This is a genomic window from Limnobacter sp. G6BE5S (assembly GCF_058448965.1).
Genome location: NZ_JBZFLM010000007.1, coordinates 96409 through 118636 on the forward strand (window position 1 = coordinate 96409; position 22228 = coordinate 118636).

A 22228-nucleotide genomic window follows, 5' to 3' on the forward strand; every position below is an offset into this window, starting at 1 on the left:
ACCATGAACGACAAAACACAAGCCGCTGGCGACGAAATGCCAGTCGACGAGAACCAGATTATTGCCGAGCGACGTGGCAAGCTGAGCAAATTGCGCGAGAAAGGTCAGCCTTTCCCCAACAGCTTCAAGCCTGAACACCGCGCTGCCGATTTGCACGCGCATTACGGTTTGCTGGACAAAGAAACACTCGATCCGCAAGGCATTGAGGTATCCGTTTCTGGCCGCATGATGCTCAAACGTGTGATGGGTAAAGCCAGTTTTGCAACCGTGCAAGACGGCACTGGTCGCATTCAGTTTTACATCAACAATGAAGGCGTGGGCGAAGACGTTCACGGCGAATTCAAGCACTGGGATTTGGGCGATATCGTTGCGGCCAAAGGCAAGCTGTTCAAAACCAACAAAGGTGAATTGAGCGTGCACTGCACGGAAATTCATTTGTTGGCAAAAAGCCTGCGCCCGCTGCCCGACAAATTTCATGGCTTGGCTGATCAGGAAATCAAATACCGTCAGCGTTACGTGGATTTGATCGTTTCCGAGCAAACACGCGACACCTTTGTGACTCGTTCCAAAGGCATGTCCTCGATTCGAAATTTCATGACCAATCACGGGTTTCTGGAAGTGGAAACGCCGATGTTGCATGTGATTCCTGGCGGTGCTTCGGCCAAACCATTCGTCACACACCACAATGCACTGGACATGGAAATGTACCTGCGCATTGCGCCTGAACTGTATTTGAAACGCCTGATTGTGGGCGGCTTCGAGCGTGTGTTCGAGATCAACCGCAACTTCCGCAATGAAGGGGTCAGCCCACGCCACAACCCTGAATTCACCATGATGGAATTCTATGCGGCGTACTGGAATTACCGCGACCTGATGGACTTCACCGAGCAGGTGATTCAACACGTGGCCACTACAGCAACCGGCAGTGCAAGCTTGACTTACCAGAGTCGTGAGCTTGATTTGTCCAAGCCGTTTGCACGCTTAACGATTGTTGAGGCGATTCAAAAGTATTTCCCCGAATACGGCACGGAAGATTTGCAGAATATCGACTACCTGAAGCAGGCCTTGGCCAAGAAGGGTGTGCATGTGGACAAAGAGCCTGCACTGAAAAACGCAGGCATCGGTGCTTTGCAGTTGGCTTTGTTTGAAGAAACCTCTGAAAGCCTGTTGTGGGAACCCACGTTCATTGTGGACTACCCGGTTGAAGTGTCGCCTTTGGCGCGAGCATCCGATGCGAATTCACAAATTACCGAGCGCTTTGAGTTGTTCATTACGGGCCGTGAAATTGCCAACGGGTTCTCTGAATTGAACGACCCGGAAGACCAGGCGGATCGATTCAAGAAGCAGGTTGAAGCGAAAGAGGCAGGCGATGACGAAGCCATGTTCTACGACGCTGACTTTATTCGTGCGCTTGAATACGGCATGCCACCCACTGGTGGTTGTGGCATCGGTATTGACCGTTTGATGATGCTGATCACTGACAGCCCGAATATTCGGGACGTGATTCTGTTTCCGCACCTACGGCGCGAGGACTAAGTCAAATTTGCACCGCGCGGGCGTGATTCAGTCTCCTGCGCGGTTTGTGTTCACCGCAAGTGCAATGCTCACCTCATGTGTCGCACCATCCCGCCTTGGCGGGCTTTAATCCCTTCTTGATTGCTGGCTCGGTTCATGCGAAACGCAAAAGCGTGTTCGCATCGATTGCTTGCGCAATCGCCCCTCGCTGCGCATCAAACGGGCAGCCCACCTGAAATCGGCGGAACGGTGCAACACATGAGGTGAACTTGAGCGCCGGTGATGCACAACAGAACATTTAATTTGCGTTCTGTGAGCGCACTATTACACTGAGCATCCAAAATATTGCTCGGCTCACTATGCTTTGCTCTGCCTTTGTTGTAATACTTGCTTCCCTTCCGATTATTTCTGCATGTTCCGCGTCTGATCAGCGACTATCGACTCAACTGTTTATGCATTCGGAAACTGCATGCGAGTTGATATTCAAATCTCATGAAGTGTTGATCGTCGAGAATTTTTGCGACACTGATCAGCGACCAATCTTGATCAAGACGGCTGATCGGGAAATCAGATCCGATTGGATTGACGAGAAGACCAGTCGTTTTCTGTTTCAGGAAGGTTGTGCCCAAGCGGATGAGTGTTTCTATGAACTGAGTACAAACGATGCTGGAGTGAGCGGCCGCTTTTCGTATCGAATCAATATGAGGGAAGGTGAATACGGCTTCGAAGTCAATAGGTCTGGACAGTCGAAGGTGTTCAAGCAGTCATCCAAGGATATTCCGTCTTGAAAGGATTGTCACAGGCATTTTTAGGCCTCCGCGCTTTGTTGCATTCATCTCGCCGAGTTCAGGTGGGCTGCCCGCTTGATGCACAGCGAGGGGCGCTTCCGATAGGAAGCGATGCGAACACGCTTTTGCGTTTCGCATGAACCGAGCCAGCAATCAAGAAGGGAATAAAGTCCGCCAAGGCGGGATGAAGCGACATGAGCGGAGGCCATCAAGAAAGCAGCTGGAGGATACGCGACAAGCGTGGAGGCAGCAAACGAACTGGTGAATAATCCAACGTGCACGGAGGCCAACAAGCAACTGGCTGAACGACGCGCAACTCAGAACACCGTTACAGCCACCTTCAGCGTATGCTCTCCACCCCCATGCACAACCCCGCGCATCGGTGGCACATCAGCATAGTCACGCCCAATCGCCACAGTCACGTAGCGCGTGTCCGGTAACTGGTTGTTGGTCGGGTCGAAGTCGACCCAGCCCACATCAGGCCCGCACCAAAGCGATGCCCAAGCATGGCTGGCATCGGCGCCCAGCAGCTTGGGCTGCCCGGGCGGTGGTTCAGTCAGCATATAACCACTCACATAGCGCGCTGAAAGTCCAAGTGATCGGAGTACGCCCAACATCACATGCGCAAAGTCCTGGCAAACACCTTCGCGGCTTTGCATCACTTCTTCAACGGTGGTGTGAATGGTGGTTGATCCGCTTTGATAGCTGAACTCACGAAAAATACGCTGCATGAGCGCTTGCCCTGCATGCACAATTTGACGGCCTGGCCAGAAATCAAGACTGCCGTAATCGCGAAGCGAGTCGAGCAGCGGCACATGCTTGGATTCAAACCTGAACTGATAATCGCTTGAAATCGCCTGACCGGCCTGATAGCGCAACTGGTCTACCAAATCATTCCAGCTTGGGCTGATCAAATCATCGATTGGACCTGTGTGCAAAAAGCTGCTCACCTCGACTTCACTTTCACTGAGCACTTCCAGATTGTCATGTGGGTAATTCATCTCAAAGTGATGAACCACATTGCCGAATGCATCGGTGTTGCTTTGCACGCTTGAAGGGTTTGGCCGAATTTTCAAACTGTGCGAAATCAGCTTTTGCCCCTTGCGCAAGGGGCCGGCTTGCATGCCTACTCCTTCCTGCGGTTGGAGGATACAAATTTGCTGAGCGCACTCTGCGGGTTGGTGATAGTCGTAGTCGGTGACATGGGTCACCTTTCTTCTTTCGGAGAAGGTCATTGATTTATCTTCCCTGAATGACTTGATCGGGCAATTCAGCCAGTCTGAAATATTGAGCGCCGACCAGGTCGGAAACCTTGAGGGCGGTATCGAGTAATTCTTGCAACCAAACACGCAACTGACGCCCTGTTTCGGCCGGGAAGGGTGGTTGCAACCCCTCAAGGCTAAGTCCCTTGGGCATGTCGCCATTGCGGTACACGCTGTCGAACAATTGGCGTATTTGACTGGTATCGCCAGGCAAACGGTCGATCACAATGTCCAGCTTATACAGAATTCGGCGAATGGCATAGGGCGCGTCTTCGTCAAAAATCAGCAGGTCGAGTGTGGGCAACCATTCAAAACGGTGCTGGTAGCGCGACCTGTAGGTAATCGTGCTGTCGGCAAGCGCAATGGCCAGGGCCAAACCATGTTCACCGGCACGCCCGGGCATGCTCGTCATTGACAACAAGCAGTCGCAGGCACCGCACAGGCGTTCAAGCTGACGCCCTAGCTGTAAAAAGCGCCAGCCATTGTCGCGGGTCATGTGGTCGCTTTGTTCACCGTGCATGGCCAACAAATACAACTGTACCTGTTCAAGTGATGAAGTGGGCAAGGTGCGCTGGAAACGAACCCATTCGGGTTCGGTCAGCACTTTGGCGCAATCGTTCAGCAGGCGCCAGTGGCCACTGCTTAAGCGCTCGCGCAGTTGACCCGCCACGTTGGCCAGTCCATTCAGTTGACCTGCCAAACCCACCGCGGCAGGTGCATCCACGCCGGTTTTGTACCACAGCCTTTCAAGAATATTGGTTTCCAGTTCATCTTGAGTCAATGGTTCGGCCGGGTCCAGCTCAGTGCTTAAGCCCTGTTTGCCGCACAATTCATGCAACAGGCCGAGCGTGGTGGGGTCCAGGTATTCTTCCTCGTTCAGCAGCAATTGGGCGCGCATCAACAAGCGAAGTGAAAAACTGGCGCGCTCGGTGTAACGCCCCAACCAGAACAGGTGTTCAGCGGCTCGGCTGGAAACAGGTCTACGCAACGCTTGCAAATCTTTGGCTTGTAGCTTTTCTTTCAGGTTGGTGGTGCGTTCTACGGGTTCGCCACTGCGCACCCAGGTGTCCAGGCTGGTGCCACCTTTTTGCATGCTCACAATGCCATTTTGGTCGCCTGCCACGCGGGTTAGTCCGCCGGGCATGACCGTGTAGTTGCCTTGCCCGTCGGTCACTGCGAATAGTCGCAGCATCATGGCGCGTTCTTCAATGCCACCTGCGCCGGTCCAAATGGGCACGCGCGAGAGCGGTATTAATTCCTGCAAGGTGTACTGCGAAGGCCGTTGGCTGATCTTCGACAGCCACGCGCGTTTCTCGATTTCATCCAGCTCGGAGCCCATGATCGAATCCATGGTTCGCCCGCGCCGGTTTGGCCCTGTGGATTTAATCACCAGGTTGTTCAGCCTTTCGCTGGCTTGCGCCCAGGCGGGTGATTCCCCACACCACCAACTCGGTACGCTGGGCAGCAGCAAATCTTCCTGAAGGTAATGTTGGCCAAGACCTGGCATGAAGCCATGAATGGCCGGGCTTTCCAACCAGCCGGAGCCCGGCATGTTGGCCATGACTACGCCGCCAGTGCGAATGGCCTGCAGCAAGCCGGGAACACCCAGTTGCGAGTCTTCGCGCAGCTCAAGTGGGTCCAGCCACTGGTCGTCGGTACGGCGAATCAGGCCATCGATGGGTTCAAGCCCGTTTACCGTTTTCAGGAATACATGGTTGTTGCGTACGGTCAGGTCACTGCCTTCAACCAACGATATGCCCAGGTAGCGCGCCAGGTAGGTGTGTTCAAAATAGGTTTCGTTGTAGGGGCCCGGGGTCATCAGGGCAATGCGTGCATTGTCACCTTTGGGTGAAAGTCTGCGTATGCCGTCGATGTAGTCGCGGTAAAACCCCGCCAAATGCTGAATGTGCATTTCGCGGAAACCACGCGTGAAACTGCGCGAAATGCTCAAGCGGTTTTCAAGGGCATAACCCAGACCGGAAGGTGCCTGCATGCGGTGGGTAATCACCCACCATTTGCCATCGGGACTGCGGCCCAAATCAAATGCCACCATGTGCAGCCACACCCCGTTTTGAGGTTCGGTGCCTTGCATTTGTGGCAAGTAGCCAGAATGCCCGTACACCAAATCGGCGGGTAGCAGACTTTTGGAGAGCAGTTCGCGCTTGCCGTACACATCGGCCATCATGGCATTTAGCAGGCGTGCGCGCTGGGCAATGCCGGCTTGAAGTACAGCCCAATCGGCTTGGTCGATGATGAAGGGCAGCAAATCGAGAGACCATGGGCGTGACGTGCCTTGTGCATGGTCTGCGTAAACATTGTAGGTAATGCCGTTGTCGCGAATTTGCTTGGCCAGCGCATTCAGTTTGCTGTCCAGGTGATCGCTAAGCCCCGTGGTGGGTAATCGGTTGACAAAGTCAGCCCAGACAGGTCGAAGAACGCCCTTGACCGCCAGCTCGCTGTAGTACGCACTGGTGCCTTGTAGGATGCTCTGTTGCCAGGGCACCTCAACATTTGCAAGGGTGGTGTTCGGGTTCGCGCTCAAAGCGGTCATTGCCTAAAGTTCGGTGCCCTATTGTAAATGCCTAACACCATCTTAGGTCTAGTGTGATGGGGAACTCCGGTCTTCCACTTGGGCTTTTTACACTAACCTTTCCTTGGGTGTGGCCCATGCGGAAAAAGCGCGTCAACCTGCGGCTTTCCGCTTCAAAGGCATTCACCGGGAAAATATCGTAGTTGCGCCCGCCAGGGTGTGCCACGTGGTACTGGCAGCCACCCAGGCTGCGGCCGTTCCAGGTGTCGATCAGTTCAAACACCAAGGGCGTGTGTACATCAATGGTGGGGTGCAAGGCATTGGGTGGTTGCCAGGCCCGGTAACGCACACCAGCTACATATTCGCCTTCAGTGCCGCTGCGGTGCAGGGGCACTTGCACGCCATTGCAAGTCAGTGTGTAGCGCTCGTCCACAAAGTTTTTCACTTTTACTTCAACGCGTTCAAGTGAGGAATCTACATATCGCACCGTCCCACCCGGTGCACCTTCTTCGCCCAAGACATGCCAGGGTTCCAGTGCACTGAAAATTTCCACCTCCACACCCCGGCTGGAAAAGTCGCCCATTTTTGGAAAACGAAATGCAAAGTGCGGTGCAAACCAATCCAGTTGAAACGGAAAGCCTGCGGCCTGCAAATCAGCCACCACGTCGGCCATGTCATTTTTTACAAATGTCGACAGCATGAATTGATCGTGCAAGCGCGTGCCCCATTTCACCAAACGGCCGGTGTAGGGGGTTTTCCAGAATTTGGCAATCAGGGCGCGCAGCAGCAGTTGTTGAGCAAGGCTCATTTGCGCATTGGGTGGCATCTCGAAGGCACGCAACTCGAGCAGCCCCAGTCGACCTGTTGAGGTGTCAGGGCTGTACAGCTTGTCGATACAAAATTCGCTGCGGTGGGTGTTGCCCGTTGAATCAATCAGAATGTTGCGCAACAAGCGATCGATAATCCACGGCGGTGGGTTACCCGCGTGTTTTTGCATTTGCCGGCCCAGTTCGGTGAGCGCAAGTTCCAGCTCATGCACCTGATCGCTGCGCGCCTCATCCACTCGCGGTGCCTGGCTGGTGGGGCCAATGAACAGACCCGAAAACAGGTATGACAGACCTGGGTGGTTGTGCCAGTAACGCAGCAGGCTGCCCAGCAAGTCGGTGCGGCGCAGGAAAGGGCTGTTCTCGGGTGTTTCGCCGCCCATCACAAAGTGATTACCGCCACCCGTGCCGCTGTGCCGGCCATCGAGCATGAATTTCTCGGTTGAAAGTCCGATCAACCGTGCGTCCTCGTACAAATTATTGGTCAGGTGCAGCAATTCAGCCCATGTTTTGCTGGGTTGCACGTTCACTTCCAATACGCCCGGGTCGGGTGTCACCTGCAGCATGGTCAGGCGTTTGTCACGCGGGGGCGGATACCCTTCCAGCACCACGGGCTGGTTCATCGCCTCTGCAGTGTCTTCTATCCGGGCCACCAGCTCCAGGTAGTCGTCCAGTACTTCCAGTGGGGGCATGAATACATACAGGTGTCCATTTCGCACCTGTACACACATGGCAGTGCGTACCACGTGGGTTGCCGATTCTTTCAACACAGGCTCGGTGTCATCCGCCGCGCCGGTTTTTGCACCTGGCTTTTGCAGCGCCATTCGGGAAGGTGCTGCTGGCGCAAACGGATCGGCAGGAATGGTGTACGGAAAATCTTTCTTGGCCACCCAGGGTTGTGAATCAAGTGGCAGGCGATAACCCATTGGCGAATCGCCAGGAACCAGATACAGGCGTTCATCGCGCAGAAACCATCGCCCTGTTCGCCATTGCCCTTTGGCCGATTGAATGGGCAGGCAGTATCCCACTTCCTCAGTCAGACCTTGGGTGAATACCTTGTTCAAGCGCTTTCGTTCAAGCGGGTCGTCAAGCCGCGAATCGAAGGGGTCCACATTCACTGGCAATTTGCGTTCGCGCCACATGTAGTACCAGGCGTCTTCGAAACCGGGCATGACATAGCGCGGGTGCAGTCCCAACCGGCTGCAAAGCTCCTCCATGAATTGTTTGGCGGTGGCGTTGGTCGCCTTGCCGTCAACTTGCTCATGGCTAAGCAGTTTCGGATTTTTCCAGATTACCTCACCGCTTTTCAGCCAATACATCGACAAGGCCCAGCGGGGCAATTGTTCGCCCGGGTACCATTTGCCTTGCCCAAAATGATAAAAACCACCTTTGCCGTAGTATTTGGCCAGCTTGTTCAGCATCTTGATGCCGTAGTCGCGCTTGGTGGGGCCCAGTGCATCCACATTCCACTCCGCTGCGCCGCGGTCGGTGTTGGCCACAAAAGTGGGTTCGCCGCCCATGGTCAGGCGCACATCCAGCGCGTCCAGTGCCTTGTCCACTTCAAAGCCCAGTGCTTCGATACCTTTCCACTGCGCCTCGGTGTAGGGCTTGCTGGTGCGCGGCGATTCGTAAATACGCTGCACACTCATTTCATGTTCAAATTCAACTTCACATTCATCCAGCGTGCCGGTAATGGGTGCGGCGCTTCCGGGTTCGGGCGTGCAGGCCAAGGGGATATGACCCTCACCCGCCAGCAAACCCGACGTGGGGTCCAACCCGATCCAGCCAGCCCCGGGCAAATACACTTCACACCACGCATGCAGATCAGTGAAATCTTTTTCCGGGCCATCGGGGCCGTCGATTGCTTTGACATCGCTGGTCAATTGAATCAGGTAGCCAGAGGCAAACCGCGCTGCCATGCCAAGGCGCCGAAATATTTGCACCATCAGCCAAGCGGTGTCTCGGCAGGAACCAGAGCCACTGTTTAAGGTTTCATCGGGTGTTTGCACACCGGGTTCCATCCGGATCAAGTATTTGATCCGCCCAGCAAGGTCTTGATTCAAGGCCACCAGGAAATCAATGGTTTTTACACGGCTCAAATTCAGCTCGGCCATGTAGGCATTGAACGCCTTGCCTGTGTGGCAGGGCACCAGGTAGGGCGCCAATTCCTGATCCAGCGACGCATCGTATTTAAACGGAAAGTACTCGGCGGCTTCCTCCAGGAAAAAATCGAAGGGATTCAGCACCGACATTTCAGCCACCAAATCAACTGCAATTTCCATCATCCCGGTGCGCTCAGGGAATATCAAGCGCCCCAAATAGTTGCTTTGCGGGTCTTGTTGCCAGTTGATGAAATGAGTTTGCGGCAGCACTTTCATGCTGTAGCTCAAAATACGTGTACGGCAATGCGGAGCAGGGCGCAAACGCACCACTTGAGGGCCCAGGTTGATCAAGCGGTCGTATCGGTACCGTGTAATATGGCGCAGAGCAACGTGAATTGACACTTTGTAATCCCAAAAATGAAGCCGAACAAACAAAACCCGTTTACGGCGTGGAGAGAAGCATGAACCATGCCGAAGAAATCTGGAAAACCTTGGTGCGGGCCACAGTGGACAAAAAGCACCCATGGCGTGTAGTCGCATTCAGCACTGCGGGTGCAAAAGGACCACAGGCGCGCTCTGTTGTTTTGCGAGCCGTGAATATGGCTGAACACGCGCTGGTGTTTTACACCGATCGTCGAAGCCAGAAAATGGCTGACCTGGCCCACGACTCGCGTGTCGCTTTGTTGTTCTGGAACCCGCGCAGCAACACCCAACTCAGAGTATGTGGCATTGCAAAGCCTGAGACCAGTGAATTGATTGTGAATGGTTTTTGGGATCGAATCCCCGAATACGCCAGAAAAGACTACGCCACCCTGAGCGCTCCCGGAGATGCGCTTGTTGGTGACAGCTTGACTTACGATTTCGACACGGCCCGCATGAATTTTGTGGTGTTGAACGTGAAAGTTTTGAATGTCGAATTATTGGAATTGAAGCGCGAGGGCCATGTGCGATTTCGCTGTGATCTTGACGAAACCGGACACTGGATTCATCAAAACATGGTTCCCTGAAGGTATCCTAAACCTTGATATTTTTTGAGCAGTTAGCAAAGCGAGGTCAGAATAATGAGTGATTCCAAATACACGCCACCCAATGTATGGGTGTGGGACAAAGAAAGCGGTGGCAAATTTGCCAACATCAATCGCCCCATTGCTGGCGCCACCCATGAGAAAGATTTGCCCGTGGGCGAGCAGCCCTTGCAGTTGTATTCCCTGGCCACGCCCAATGGCGTAAAAGTGACTGTAATGCTGGAAGAATTGCTTGCCTTGGGGCATTCCGGTGCGGAATACGATGCCTGGTTGATCAATATTTCCAACGGCGACCAGTTCAGCAGCGGATTTGTTGAAGTGAACCCCAACAGCAAAATTCCAGCCCTGCTTGACCGCAGCACCAACCCACCCACACGCGTGTTTGAATCGGGTTCGATCCTGCTGTATCTCGCCGAGAAGTTCAAGGCATTCTTGCCCACTGACCCTGCAAAGCGAACAGAAACCTTGTCGTGGTTGTTCTGGCAAATGGGCAGCGCGCCTATGTTGGGTGGCGGTTTTGGGCATTTTTATGCCTATGCGCCTGAAAAATATGAATACCCGATTAATCGCTACGCGATGGAAGTAAAACGTCAGCTTGATGTGCTGGATCGCCAATTGGCCGATCAGGAATACATTTCAGGCAGCGAATACACCATTGCGGACATGGCGATTTGGCCGTGGTATGGTGCTTTGGTCACCAACAAAGTGTATGACGCCGCAGAGTTTCTGGAAGCCCACACTTATACCAATGTGTTACGTTGGACCGAGCAAATTGCCAAACGGCCTGCTGTAATTCGCGGGCGCATGGTGAATCGCGCCTGGGGCGAAAGCAATGAGCAGGTGCTGGAGCGGCACAGCGCCAGTGATTTCGATGGCAAGGCCATTTAAGGTCAGCAGGCTGGGGCACAATGTGCCCTTTCTTTGATTTGTTGTGGAGTTCTATTTTGCAAAAGCTTGTGTTTGCGGTGGCGTTGGCCTGCCTGGCGGGTTGTGCTTCCACCCATGATTTGTCCAAAGGCAACAACATGCTGGGCGGTGGTTACAAACAGGAAGAAGTTGGACCGGGTTTGTTTTATATTTATGCGCGTTCAAACCATGCACCCTGGACCAATATTGATGCCGCCAGAACCACTTGGCGAAACGGGGCAGAACGGGCGTGTTTGTCTGCAGCCTACGACGAACTGAGTATTCAGGAAGGCGAAAAAGACACAGGCTTGCAAAACAGCAGTGGTGTGCGTTATCTGGTGACCGAGCGAACCGGGTATGCGAAATGTGACTCTTCAACGTTAAGTAGCGCAGAGATCAATAAAATTATCGGAAAGGACTCCGCTGTTCGATAATAAAAAAAGGGGGAGTTGATGCGCCTGTTCAATGCGGTATTTCTTGCATTCTCTTTTGTTTTAAGTACTGTTCACAGCGCCACTCCGCTTGAAGTAGTGGAACGCCCTGAATGGAAAACCTTCTTTGAGCAGCACAATGCCGAGGGCACCCTAGTGGTGTTGGACCAACGCACTCCCGGTGCAATTGTTCAGGTTCACAATCCAAAACGTGCCAGTACTCCCTATCTGCCTGCCTCCACTTACAAGATTCCCCATGCCCTGTTTGCACTTGAACACGGGGTGGTGAAAGACGAGTTTCAGGTGTTCAAATGGGACGGGAAGAAACGTGACTTCGATGTCTGGAACTCGGACCACAACCTTCGCTCTTCCATGCGGGGCTCCGTGGTGTGGGTTTATCAGTGGATTGGCCAACAAATTGGCGAGAAGGCCGCCCGCACCTATCTGGAAAAAGCGGGCTATGGCAATGCCGACCCCAGTGGCGGAAAAGACGGTTATTGGCTCGACGGAAATATTCGAATCAATGCCTTCGAGCAAATCCAGTTTTTACAAAAGCTTTACACGAACAGTTTGCCTTTCAAGCTAGAGCACCAGCGACTCGTGAAAGACATCATCATTGTCGAGGCGGGAAAAGACTGGATACTTCGCGGCAAAACGGGCTGGGAAGGTCGCTTTGGCTGGTGGGTTGGCTATGTTGAATGGCCAGATGGGCCCGTATTTTTCGCCTTGAATATCGACACGCCCAATCGCATCGGCGACTTGCCAAAGCGAGAAGCAATTACCCGGGCGGTACTTCGTTCCATCAACGCTTTGCCTGCCAACTGACATGAGCCGCTTGCTTGTTCGGGCCTCAGTTTTTCTACTGCTTGGTTTGCTGCAAGGCTGCGCACTACCGCTCCTCAATGACCGCATTCAATCCAGCGCGCTGAGTGAACAACTGGCCCGTCAAACCAGTTTGGGCAGGGCACTGGGCCCACTGGAAACCGAGCATCGCGGCAAAGCAGGCATATACCCCATACAAGACCCCAAGGATGCCTTTGCCAGTCGGGTGATCTTGCTGCGAGCGGCCGAACGCACCATTGATATTCAGTCTTACCTGTGGCGCAATGACACCACAGGTACCTTTATGTTCAACGAATTGATCAAGGCGGCTGACCGTGGCGTGCGGGTTCGTTTGCTGCTGGATGACAACGGCATTGCCGGTCTGAACAATCAATTGAATCGGCTGGACCGTCACCCCAATATCGAGGTTCGCCTGTTCAATCCATTTGTCATTCGCAACCCCAAATGGCTGGGCTACTTCACCGACTTTTCTCGCGTGAACCGGCGCATGCACAACAAGTCGTTCACGGTCGACAACATAGTTACCATTTCTGGTGGGCGCAACATTGGGGACGAATACTTTGGTGCAACCGATGCGGCTGTGTTCATGGATCTGGACATGTTGTGCGTGGGCCATGTGGTCCGAGCCGTATCGCGGGATTTCGATGCCTACTGGCGAAGCGACTCGGCGTATCCATCCGCTAAAATTTTGCTGCCCACCGAGCCAGCCATTCTTGATCAAATTGATCAAAGCGCACTGAACTTTGAGCAGACCGAGCGTGTCATGGAGTATCAGACTCCGGTAGAGAATTCAGTTTTTTTGCGCCAATTCATGAATGGCACTTTGCCACTTCAGTGGACCTCTGTGCGCATGGTGAGCGACGACCCGGCCAAAGGGTTGAACACAGCCAACCGAGAAAATTACCTGGTGACTGAGTTGCGTGATTTCATTGCAGAACCCAAGTTCAGCTTGAGTGTGGTGTCGCCGTACTTTGTGCCGACTGAACGTGGTGTTGCATTCTTTTCCCGCTTGGCCAAAGCAGGTGTAAATGTCCAGGTATTGACGAATTCGCTGGAGGCCACTGATGTGGCCGCCGTGCATTCCGGTTATGCAAAAACCAGAGTGGAGTTGTTGAAAGCTGGCGTGAAGCTGTTCGAATTGAAAAGTGCCCCAGGCGCTAAAAATTCTGACCGAGGCAAACGTAACCTGATGATCGGCAGTTCGGCTTCAAGCCTGCACACGAAAACTTTCGCAGTGGATGGTTCTCGCGTATTTGTGGGCTCGTTCAACTTTGATCCACGGTCTGTGAACTTGAACACGGAAATGGGCTTTTTGATTCAAAGCCCCGCGCTGGCAATGCAAATTGAATTGGGCTTTCAGGCGCTGCCAATTATGGCTTATGAAGTGCGTCTGGATGAGAACGATGCTTTGGTGTGGATAGAGCGGCAAGCCGGGAAGGAAATTGTTCACAATCTGGAGCCCAAGGCCACACTGTGGCGAAGGACTGTGGTGTTTTTCTATTCCCTGCTGCCCATCAACAGCTTGTTGTAATCAATCCTGCTCTTCAATCCAGGTCATCTGGATTGCTTCCAGAATTTTTTCATTTGACTTGTTGGGGTCATCTTCAAAGCCGGGCAGGGCACATACCCATTTGTGCAAATCCGTGAAACGAATGTACTTTGGGTCCACATCGGGGTGTGCATCAATCAATTCAAGCGCAATATCCAGCGTGTCAGTCCATTTCATGTTGTGGCCCCCTTGATCAGTGATTTTCGCGTGCGTGGTTGATGGTGTATTTCGGCAATTCCACCACCAGGTCTTTGTCGGCTACTTTCACCTGGCAAGACAAGCGACTTTGGGGAGTCAGTCCCCAAGCCATGTCCAGCAAGTCATCTTCATCATCATCGCTTTCATTCAGGCTGTTGAAACCTTCCTTGATCACGACATGGCAAGTGGTACAGGCACAGCTCATTTCGCAAGCGTGTTCCAGTGCAATGTCGTTGTTCAAAATAGCTTCGCACAATTGGGCACCCACGGGTACTTCAAATGTTTTGCCTTCAGGGCAAAGGCTTTCATGGGGCAAAATTTTAATAATTGGCATCTCTAAATCTCTCGTGTTCTGTTGTGTCGCGTTTATTTCGCAGCGCCGCCAAGGGTGGTGCTCACAGTGTCGATGGTTTTTCCGGTCAGCGCTTTGCGAATACCTGCATCCATTCGGCGTGCGGCAAAGTCTGCTGTCAAATGGCTTAAGTCGTCGATGCCTTTTTCAATGGCACGCAAATCCTCGGTTTGAGCCAGTTCTCGCAATGCATTCACACTGGCATCAATCGTGTTGAGTTCGGTGGTGTCGAGCAATTCACTGTCTTTCGCAATGGCCGCTTCAACCGATTCCACCAGGCGCATGGCTTCCACTTGCTGCTCGCGCAACTGGCGTGCGTTCATGTCAGCTTCTGCAAACTCAAAACTGTTTTTAAGCATGCCGGCAATTTGATCGTCGTCCAGTCCGTAAGAAGGCTTTACGGTGATATTGGCCGATACGCCAGAACCTGTTTCCATGGCATTTACAGCGAGCAAGCCATCGGCATCAACCTGAAAGGTGACACGAATGCGCGCCGCACCAGCCACCATGGGTGGGATGCCGCGCAGCTCGAACCGCGCCAGTGAACGGTTTTCTGACACCAGTTCGCGTTCACCTTGCACCACGTGAATGGCCATGGCGGTTTGCCCGTCCTTGAAGGTGGTGAATTCCTGTGCACGCGCAACTGGAATGGTGCTGTTGCGGTTAATGACTCGCTCAGTCAGGCCACCCATGGTCTCAAGGCCCAGGCTCAGTGGAATCACGTCAAGCAGTAGCAGTTCGTCGTCGCTTCGGTTGCCCGCCAAGGTATCGGCTTGAATGGATGCGCCAATCGCTACCACTTCATCCGGGTTCAAGTTCACCAGCGGGTCTTTGCCAAAAAACGCTTTCACAGCTTTGCGAATCACGGGCATGCGGGTAGAGCCACCCACCATGACCACGCCATCAATTTCATCGGTACTCAAGCCAGCGTCGCGCAATGTTTTGCGGGCGGCTTGAATGGTGCGTTTCACCAACGGCTCTACAATGGCCTCAAACTGCTCGGCGGTGACTGTTTCTGCAATGGTTTCACCGCTTTTAAATTCCACGCTTAGAAATGCAGTGTGCTCGTGAGAAATTTGTTCTTTCACGCGGCGGCAAGCCATGACCAGGCGTGATCGCTGTTGCGCGTTCAGTTCTTCAAAGCCATGTGTGGCAATGAAGTGGTCGGCCATGGCGCGGTCGAAATCGTCACCGCCCAACGCTGAATCACCACCTGTGGCCAGCACTTCAAATACACCGGCTTGCAGGCGCAGAATGGACACATCGAATGTGCCACCACCCAAATCGAACACCACAAACTGGCCCTGCGCATTTTGATCAAGACCGTACGCCACAGCAGCTGCGGTGGGCTCGTTGATCAGTCGCAGTACGTTCAGACCAGCCAGTTGTGCTGCGTCTTTGGTGGCTTGGCGTTGTGCATCATCGAAATACGCGGGTACTGTAATTACCGCACCGACCAGCTCGCCACCCAAAGTGGCTTCAGCGCGTTTGCGCAATGCACGCAAAATATCGGCAGACACTTCCACCGGGCTTTTGGTGCCATAGTCAGTTTCAATTTCAACCATGCCGCCGGAATCTTTCACACGGTAGGGCAGGTTCAACCCCTGCACATCCTTGTGACCTCGCCCCATCAGGCGCTTGACCGAAAACACGGTATTGAATGGGTCTGTGTCCGCACAGGCCAAGGCGTCTTCACCCATGTTCTTCACGCCTGTTTCGCCGTAACGCACCACGCTGGGCAAAATGACACGGCCTGAAGAATCGGGCAAACATTCGGCGCTGCCGCTGCGTACGCTGGCCACCAGTGAATGCGTGGTGCCCAGGTCGATCCCCACCGCGAGCCTGTGCTCATGCGGTGCTGTCGACATGCCTGGTTCAGCAATTTGTAACAAAGCCATTAGCTGGCATCCTCCAGTTGCTCCAATTTCTTGGTCAACTCAATCATGAATTTGTTAATGAACAGCAAAGCCTGTGCAGTGCCATTGGCTGCCTGCGCGTTCTTTTCTGTATCAATTTGTTGTGCGATCAAGGTCAAACAACGCTTTTTCTCGGCGGCCACTTCGCTCAGCAAATCTTCAAGTGCTTCTACGCCCTTGATTTCTTCAAGTGATTCTCGCCATTCCATTTGCTGCATCAGCAGTGCAGGTGGCAGATTACTTTGTTGCCCACGCGGATTTTCGCCGTGTAGTTCGCACCAGTAAATGGCACGTTCCATCGGGTTTTGAAGGCGTTTGTAGGCTTCGTTCACACGGGTGGCCCACTGCACTGCCAGCCTTTTTTCCTGAGCGCCGGCATTCGCAAAGCGATCAGGGTGGGTTTGGCTTTGAAGTCGCAGATAAGAAGCAGAAAGGGCTGCGCTGTCCAGAGCAAACTGGCAGGGCAACCCAAAAATATCAAAATCGCTGTCGTTTAACTTGATTGCTAAGTTGGTCATTGGGCTGACAATTAAACGGTGAAGCTTTCACCACAGCCGCAGCGCGCCTTTTCATTGGGGTTGTTGAATTTGAAACCTTCATTCAAGCCTTCGCGTGCGAAGTCCAGTTCAATGCCTTCAAGGTAAGGCATGCTTTTGGGATCCACAAAAAGCTTCACACCATGGGCTTCGAATACATTGTCTTCGTCGGAAACAAGATCCACAAACTCCAGCTTGTAAGCCATGCCGGAACAGCCGGTGGTGCGCACACCAATGCGCAAACCAATTCCCTTGCCGCGTTTGGTCAGGAACTTGCTAATGTGGTCGGCGGCGCGCTCAGTCAATGTAATCGCCATGGTGTTCAATTCCTTATCAACAACTTTTCAACAATCAGGCGTGCTTCTTTTTGTAATCTTCAACCGCTGCCTTGATGGCGTCTTCAGCCAAAATGGAGCAGTGAATTTTTACAGGTGGCAAGGCCAACTCTTCAGCAATCGCCGTGTTCTTGATTTCCAAAGCCTGGTCCAGGGTTTTGCCCTTGACCCACTCGGTGACCAATGAAGACGATGCAATGGCCGAACCACAGCCGTAGGTTTTAAACTTCGCATCGGTAATCAAACCGTCGGCGCCTACCTTGATTTGCAGTTTCATTACGTCGCCGCAAGCGGGTGCGCCCACCATACCTGTACCCACTTCGTCGTCGCCCTTTTCGAACGAGCCCACGTTGCGGGGGTTTTCATAATGGTCTAGAACTTTTTCGCTGTATGCCATGGTACTTCTCCTCAATCTTCAAATATTTCAGTGCTCAGCCCATTGAACGGTGCTTAAATCCACGCCGTCCAGGTGCATTTCCCAAAGGGGCGACAATTCACGCAACTTCGCCACTTTGGCTTTCATCAATTCGATGGTGAAATCAACATCGGCTTCAGTCGTGAAACGACCAATCGAGAAACGAATCGAGCTATGCGCCAATTCGTCGCTGCGGCCCAATGCTCGTAGTACATAGGAGGGCTCAAGAGAGGCCGATGTACAGGCTGAACCAGACGATACCGCAATTTCTTTTACGCCCATGATCAGCGACTCGCCTTCCACGAAGTTGAAGCTCACGTTCAGGTTGTGCACCACACGCTGATTCAGATCACCGTTGACATAAATTTCATCAATGGCTTTCAAACCGTTGAGCAAACGGTCGCGCAATGCTTTCATGCGTGGCAATTCACTGGCCATTTCTTCTTTGGCAATGCGGAAGCATTCGCCCATGCCAACGATTTGATGGGTGGCCAAGGTGCCTGAGCGCATGCCACGCTCGTGGCCGCCACCGTGCATTTGTGCATCAATGCGAATACGGGGCTTGCGGCGTACATACAGGGCACCAATGCCTTTGGGGCCATAAGTTTTGTGCGCAGAAAAGCTCATCAAATCTACTTTCAGCTTTTGCAGGTCGATTTCTACCTTGCCGGTGGCTTGCGCAGCGTCCACGTGGAAAATGATGCCTTTCTCGCGACACAATTCGCCAATGGCGGGAATGTCTTGAATCACGCCAATTTCGTTGTTCACAAACATGATTGAAATCAACACAGTGTCTGGGCGAATGGCAGCTTTCAGGGCGTCCATGCTGATCAGGCCGTTGTCCTGAACGTCCAGGTAAGTGGCTTCAAAGCCATGGCGTTCCAGGTCGCGGAAGGTGTCTAGCACAGCCTTGTGTTCAGTTTTCAAGGTGATGATGTGCTTGCCCTTGGTTTCGCCATAGAAAAGCGCCGCACCCTTGATGGCCAGGTTGTTCGATTCGGTTGCGCCAGAAGTCCACACGATTTCGCGTGGGTCGGCGTTGACCAAAGCGGCAACGTCTTCACGGGCTTTTTCAACGGCTTCCTCGGCGGTCCAGCCATAGGCGTGACTGCGGGATGCCGGGTTGCCAAAGCTTTCACGCAGGAAAGGAATCATGGCGTCGGCTACGCGCGGATCCACAGGGGTGGTGGCGCTGTAATCGAGATAAATCGGCATCTTCATAGTGTATTTGCTCCAATCAACTGCTATTTAATGTGTATGTTGTGCGGCTGCGGCATTAGATGCCGTTGGCCTTTCACGAAACTGAATGGTTCGCTCAGCGTCTTTTTGTTTGTGCTTTTCAACCAAGCACTGCAAAGTGACTGAGCCCAAATATTCGAGCATTTTGGTGTTAAGGCTGCTCCACAGGTCGTGCGTCATGCACTGGCCTTCATCGGTGCAATTTTCCTTGCCACCACACTGGGTTGCATCCAGCGGTTCATCCACAGCCAAAATGACGTCAGCAACGCTGACTTCCTTCAGGGCGCGGGCAATATGATAACCGCCACCGGGGCCGCGAACGCTTTCAACCAGCTCGTGCCTGCGCAGCTTCGAAAACAACTGCTCCAGATACGACAGTGAAATACTCTGGCGCTGGCTGATGCCGGCGAGCGAAACCGGCCCTGTGTCTTGCTGTAAAGCAAGATCAATCATGGCTGTAACGGCAAATCTGCCTTTTGTGGTCAATCGCATGGCAATCCTTTTATTGCACCCTTAAAAGCCTTCCGGCTAATTCCTACTATTTTGATCAAGTATAGCAAAGTTGACTGTTTTACTCAAGTATTCGGCGGGTTTGAATGGCTAGGGGAAACCTTGGTCTGCAAAAGAAAAACCGCCAGCCTGGGCTAGCGGTTTTTTATGATTTGCCCGCTTTCACACGGGCGTTGTGCAATTATGCTGCTGCGAACTGAAATACACGTTTGCGCAACACTTCCAACAAGCCTGTGCAGCTGTCTTCAATGTAGTTCAACACGGTGTCAAAACCATCGGGGCCGCCATAGTAGGGGTCGGGCACGGTGGCTTCGTCATGTTCAGTGGCGTAGCGCATCATCAATTGAATTTTGTGCGCGTACTGGCGTGGGCACTGCTGTTGAAGCAGGCTCATGTTGTCCCAATCCATGGCCAGGATCATGTCACTGTCGCGGAAATCGTCAGCAGTGACCTGGCGTGAAATCAGATTGGAAATGTCGTAACCACGCTTGGCTGCAGCTGCCTCGGCGCGGGGGTCGGGCGTTTTGTCCAAATGGTAGGCATGCGTGCCGGCTGACTCAACAGAAATTTCATGGTCAAGACCCGCTTCGCTTACCATCTGCCTGAAAACGCCTTCTGCTGTTGGTGAGCGGCAGATGTTTCCCATGCACACAAACAAAACTTTGCTTTTCATATTGGCTTCCTATTGTCCTGAACCCATTAAAGTAAAACTCTTCAAATCTTTGCAACGCGCCTGCTTGCTTCAGGCGCTGCGTTTGGCATCCAGCGAGGTCACGTTGGACTCGCCCTTGCTGCCAAACAACTGTTCTTTCAGCAAACCCAACTGGTCGCGGGCCTGGGCGGCTTTTTCAAACTCCAGGTTCTTCGCGTGTTCCAGCATGAGTTTCTCAAGCCGTTTAATCTCTTTTGCCAACTGCTTTTCACCCAAGGGGGCAACTTCCATGGCCTTATCGGCTTTGCGTTGCCTTGAAGCGTTTGGATCGAACACACCGTCGATAAGTTCCTTGACCTGTTTGTTCACGCCCCGTGGGGTAATGCCGTTTGCTGTATTGAACTCAATTTGCTTGTTTCTGCGGCGGGTGGTTTCGCCAATTGCCAATTCCATGGAATTGGTAACCCGGTCTGCGTACAAAATGGCTTTGCCGTTCAAATTGCGGGCAGCGCGGCCAATGGTTTGAATCAAACTGCGTTCACTGCGCAAAAAGCCTTCTTTGTCGGCATCCAGTATTGCAACTAGGGACACTTCCGGAATATCCAAGCCCTCGCGCAATAAATTAATTCCAACCAGCACATCAAATTCGCCCAAACGCAGGTCACGGATAATTTCAACGCGCTCAACGGTTTCAATGTCGGAATGCAAATAACGCACGCGAACACCATTGTCGCTGAGGTAGTCAGTGAGGTCTTCGGCCATGCGCTTGGTCAACGTTGTGACCAATACTCGATCGCCAGCGCGAGTTCGTTCGTGAATCTCGCTGAGCAGGTCATCGACCTGGGTGGTGGCAGGGCGCACCTCAATCACAGGGTCAATCAGCCCTGTGGGGCGCACCACTTGTTCAACCACTTGGCCAGAATGCTCTTTCTCGTAATTCGAGGGCGTGGCTGAAACAAACACTGTTTGCCGCATTTTGGACTCGAATTCCTCGAAACGCAAGGGGCGATTGTCCATGGCAGATGGCAGACGAAAGCCGAAGTTAACCAAAGTTTCCTTGCGGGACCTGTCTCCACGGTACATTCCGCCCAGTTGGCCAATGGTGACGTGGCTTTCGTCAATGATCATCAAGCCGTCTTTGGGCAGGTAATCGATCAGTGTGGGGGGCGGCTCGCCAGGCGCTGCGCCTGACATGTGGCGGCTGTAGTTTTCAATGCCTTTGCAAAAACCGAGTTCGGCCAGCATTTCCAGGTCAAAGCGGGTGCGCTGTTCCAGGCGCTGGGCCTCGACCAGTTTTCCGGTTTTGACAAAGAAATCAAGTTGTTCGCGCAATTCTGCTTTAATGGTTTCAATGGCACGCAGCACCGTGGCGCGGGGCGTTACATAGTGGCTGCTGGGGTAAATCGTGAAACGTGGCAGTTTTTGGCGAATTTTGCCGGTTAGCGGGTCAAATAGCTGAATTGCATCTATTTCATCGTCGAACAGGTCGATACGCACAGCCAACTCGGAATGTTCGGCCGGGTACACGTCGATGGTGTCGCCCCGAACCCGGAAGGTGCCGCGCGTGAAGTCCAGGTCATTGCGCTTGTACTGCATGGCGATGAGGCGTTTCAGAATGTCGCGCTGGCTGAGCTTGTCGCCATGGCGAATACTCAGAATCATGGCGTGGTAGTCCGATGGATCACCAATGCCGTAAATGCAGCTGACCGTGCCCACAATAATGGTGTCGCGGCGCTCCAGCAGGCTTTTTGTGGCTGAAAGCCGCATTTGTTCAATGTGCTCGTTGATCGAGCTGTCTTTTTCAATGAACAGGTCGCGGCTGGGCACGTAGGCTTCGGGCTGGTAGTAGTCGTAGTAGCTGACGAAGTATTCCACCGCATTTTTGGGGAAAAACTCGCGCATTTCAGCGTACAGCTGGGCAGCCAGGGTTTTGTTGGGGGCCAAAACCAAAGCCGGGCGCCCGGTTTGGGCGATTACATTGGCCATGGTGAAGGTTTTGCCCGAGCCGGTAACGCCCAGCAGGGTTTGAAACACCTCGCCATCGTTCACGCCTTCGATCAGCTTTTCAATCGCGGTCGGCTGGTCGCCAGCCGGGGAGTAGGGCTGGTAAAGCTCGAACGGACTGTTGGGGTAACTGATAAATCCAGGGGCCATGTTAAACTACGAGTCTTGATGCGAGGCAACCACAAAGCACAGCGGTTTTAGCCAATGATTAACCCCACGGGTTGAACCTTCTGGCCAATCCCGTAGAATTACGGAGTTGCATCATTGGGCTGTTGGCTGCAGAAAATTCGCAGCAT

At 53.1% G+C, this 22228-nt stretch carries 19 protein-coding genes; 6 read left to right on the top strand and 13 right to left on the bottom strand.

Going from position 1 to position 22228, the window contains the following annotated elements:
- Positions 1–3 precede the first annotated feature (3 nt).
- On the top strand, positions 4–1536 hold the full coding sequence (gene lysS, locus ACVL1J_RS13430; protein ID WP_491665378.1) for a lysine--tRNA ligase: 1533 nt from the start codon (positions 4–6) through the stop codon (positions 1534–1536).
- Between the two features lie 1084 nt (positions 1537–2620).
- Here the strand turns inward: lysS and ACVL1J_RS13435 are convergent.
- Genes ACVL1J_RS13435 through ACVL1J_RS13445 form a run of 3 tightly spaced genes read right to left on the bottom strand, consistent with a single transcriptional unit; the run spans position 2621 to position 9423 of the window.
- The gene (locus tag ACVL1J_RS13435) at positions 2621–3538 is read right to left on the bottom strand and encodes a transglutaminase family protein (RefSeq protein WP_341237761.1); all 918 of its coding nucleotides are present in this window, start codon (positions 3536–3538) and stop codon (positions 2621–2623) included.
- Between the two features lie 4 nt (positions 3539–3542).
- Positions 3543–6116, bottom strand: a complete 2574-nt coding sequence (locus ACVL1J_RS13440) for a circularly permuted type 2 ATP-grasp protein (protein ID WP_474562236.1) — start codon at positions 6114–6116, stop codon at positions 3543–3545.
- A gap of 31 nt (positions 6117–6147) precedes the next feature.
- Entirely contained in the window at positions 6148–9423 is a 3276-nt protein-coding gene (locus ACVL1J_RS13445; protein ID WP_491665379.1) for a transglutaminase family protein, read from the bottom strand.
- Positions 9424–9482: 59 nt separating this feature from the next.
- Between ACVL1J_RS13445 and ACVL1J_RS13450 the strand changes: the two genes are divergently transcribed.
- From ACVL1J_RS13450 to ACVL1J_RS13470, 5 genes are read left to right on the top strand one after another with little or no spacing between them, the layout of a single operon-like run.
- Positions 9483–10028 carry a pyridoxamine 5'-phosphate oxidase family protein gene (locus tag ACVL1J_RS13450; RefSeq protein ID WP_341237758.1) on the top strand — a complete coding sequence of 182 codons (546 nt, stop codon included), beginning with the start codon at positions 9483–9485 and terminating at the stop codon, positions 10026–10028.
- Positions 10029–10082: 54 nt separating this feature from the next.
- The gene (yghU, locus tag ACVL1J_RS13455) at positions 10083–10934 is read left to right on the top strand and encodes a glutathione-dependent disulfide-bond oxidoreductase (protein ID WP_159571506.1); all 852 of its coding nucleotides are present in this window, start codon (positions 10083–10085) and stop codon (positions 10932–10934) included.
- Between the two features lie 56 nt (positions 10935–10990).
- Positions 10991–11386, top strand: a complete 396-nt coding sequence (locus ACVL1J_RS13460) for a hypothetical protein (RefSeq protein WP_159571504.1) — start codon at positions 10991–10993, stop codon at positions 11384–11386.
- 18 nt (positions 11387–11404) lie between these two features.
- On the top strand, positions 11405–12208 hold the full coding sequence (gene blaOXA, locus ACVL1J_RS13465) for a class D beta-lactamase (RefSeq protein ID WP_341237757.1): 804 nt from the start codon (positions 11405–11407) through the stop codon (positions 12206–12208).
- 1 nt (position 12209) lies between these two features.
- On the top strand, positions 12210–13757 hold the full coding sequence (locus ACVL1J_RS13470; RefSeq protein WP_491665380.1) for a phospholipase D family protein: 1548 nt from the start codon (positions 12210–12212) through the stop codon (positions 13755–13757).
- Here ACVL1J_RS13470 and iscX read toward each other — a convergent pair whose 3' ends face one another.
- From iscX to uvrB, 10 genes are all read right to left on the bottom strand, one after another.
- Complete coding sequence (gene iscX, locus ACVL1J_RS13475) at positions 13758–13952, bottom strand: Fe-S cluster assembly protein IscX (protein WP_159571497.1); 195 nt, start codon at positions 13950–13952, stop codon at positions 13758–13760.
- A gap of 16 nt (positions 13953–13968) precedes the next feature.
- Positions 13969–14307, bottom strand: a complete 339-nt coding sequence (fdx, locus tag ACVL1J_RS13480) for an ISC system 2Fe-2S type ferredoxin (protein WP_159571493.1) — start codon at positions 14305–14307, stop codon at positions 13969–13971.
- Positions 14308–14339: 32 nt separating this feature from the next.
- Positions 14340–16223: a Fe-S protein assembly chaperone HscA gene (hscA, locus tag ACVL1J_RS13485; protein WP_159571490.1), complete on the bottom strand. Its 1884-nt coding sequence runs from the start codon at positions 16221–16223 to the stop codon at positions 14340–14342.
- A complete protein-coding gene (gene hscB, locus ACVL1J_RS13490; protein ID WP_394672620.1) occupies positions 16223–16759 on the bottom strand; it encodes a Fe-S protein assembly co-chaperone HscB in 537 nt (178 codons plus the stop codon). The genes hscA and hscB overlap by 1 nt, the downstream gene beginning before the upstream one ends.
- Before the next feature lie 11 nt (positions 16760–16770).
- On the bottom strand, positions 16771–17094 hold the full coding sequence (gene iscA, locus ACVL1J_RS13495) for an iron-sulfur cluster assembly protein IscA (RefSeq protein WP_159571484.1): 324 nt from the start codon (positions 17092–17094) through the stop codon (positions 16771–16773).
- 34 nt (positions 17095–17128) lie between these two features.
- Entirely contained in the window at positions 17129–17509 is a 381-nt protein-coding gene (gene iscU / locus ACVL1J_RS13500; RefSeq protein WP_138519366.1) for a Fe-S cluster assembly scaffold IscU, read from the bottom strand.
- 27 nt (positions 17510–17536) lie between these two features.
- Positions 17537–18748: an IscS subfamily cysteine desulfurase gene (locus ACVL1J_RS13505; RefSeq protein ID WP_159571481.1), complete on the bottom strand. Its 1212-nt coding sequence runs from the start codon at positions 18746–18748 to the stop codon at positions 17537–17539.
- Positions 18749–18775: 27 nt separating this feature from the next.
- Positions 18776–19258: a Fe-S cluster assembly transcriptional regulator IscR gene (iscR, locus tag ACVL1J_RS13510; RefSeq protein WP_341237752.1), complete on the bottom strand. Its 483-nt coding sequence runs from the start codon at positions 19256–19258 to the stop codon at positions 18776–18778.
- A 199-nt stretch (positions 19259–19457) separates the two neighbouring features.
- Positions 19458–19949 carry a low molecular weight protein-tyrosine-phosphatase gene (locus ACVL1J_RS13515; protein WP_159571475.1) on the bottom strand — a complete coding sequence of 164 codons (492 nt, stop codon included), beginning with the start codon at positions 19947–19949 and terminating at the stop codon, positions 19458–19460.
- A 69-nt stretch (positions 19950–20018) separates the two neighbouring features.
- Complete coding sequence (uvrB, locus tag ACVL1J_RS13520) at positions 20019–22082, bottom strand: excinuclease ABC subunit UvrB (RefSeq protein WP_159571472.1); 2064 nt, start codon at positions 22080–22082, stop codon at positions 20019–20021.
- Positions 22083–22228: the final 146 nt, after the last annotated feature.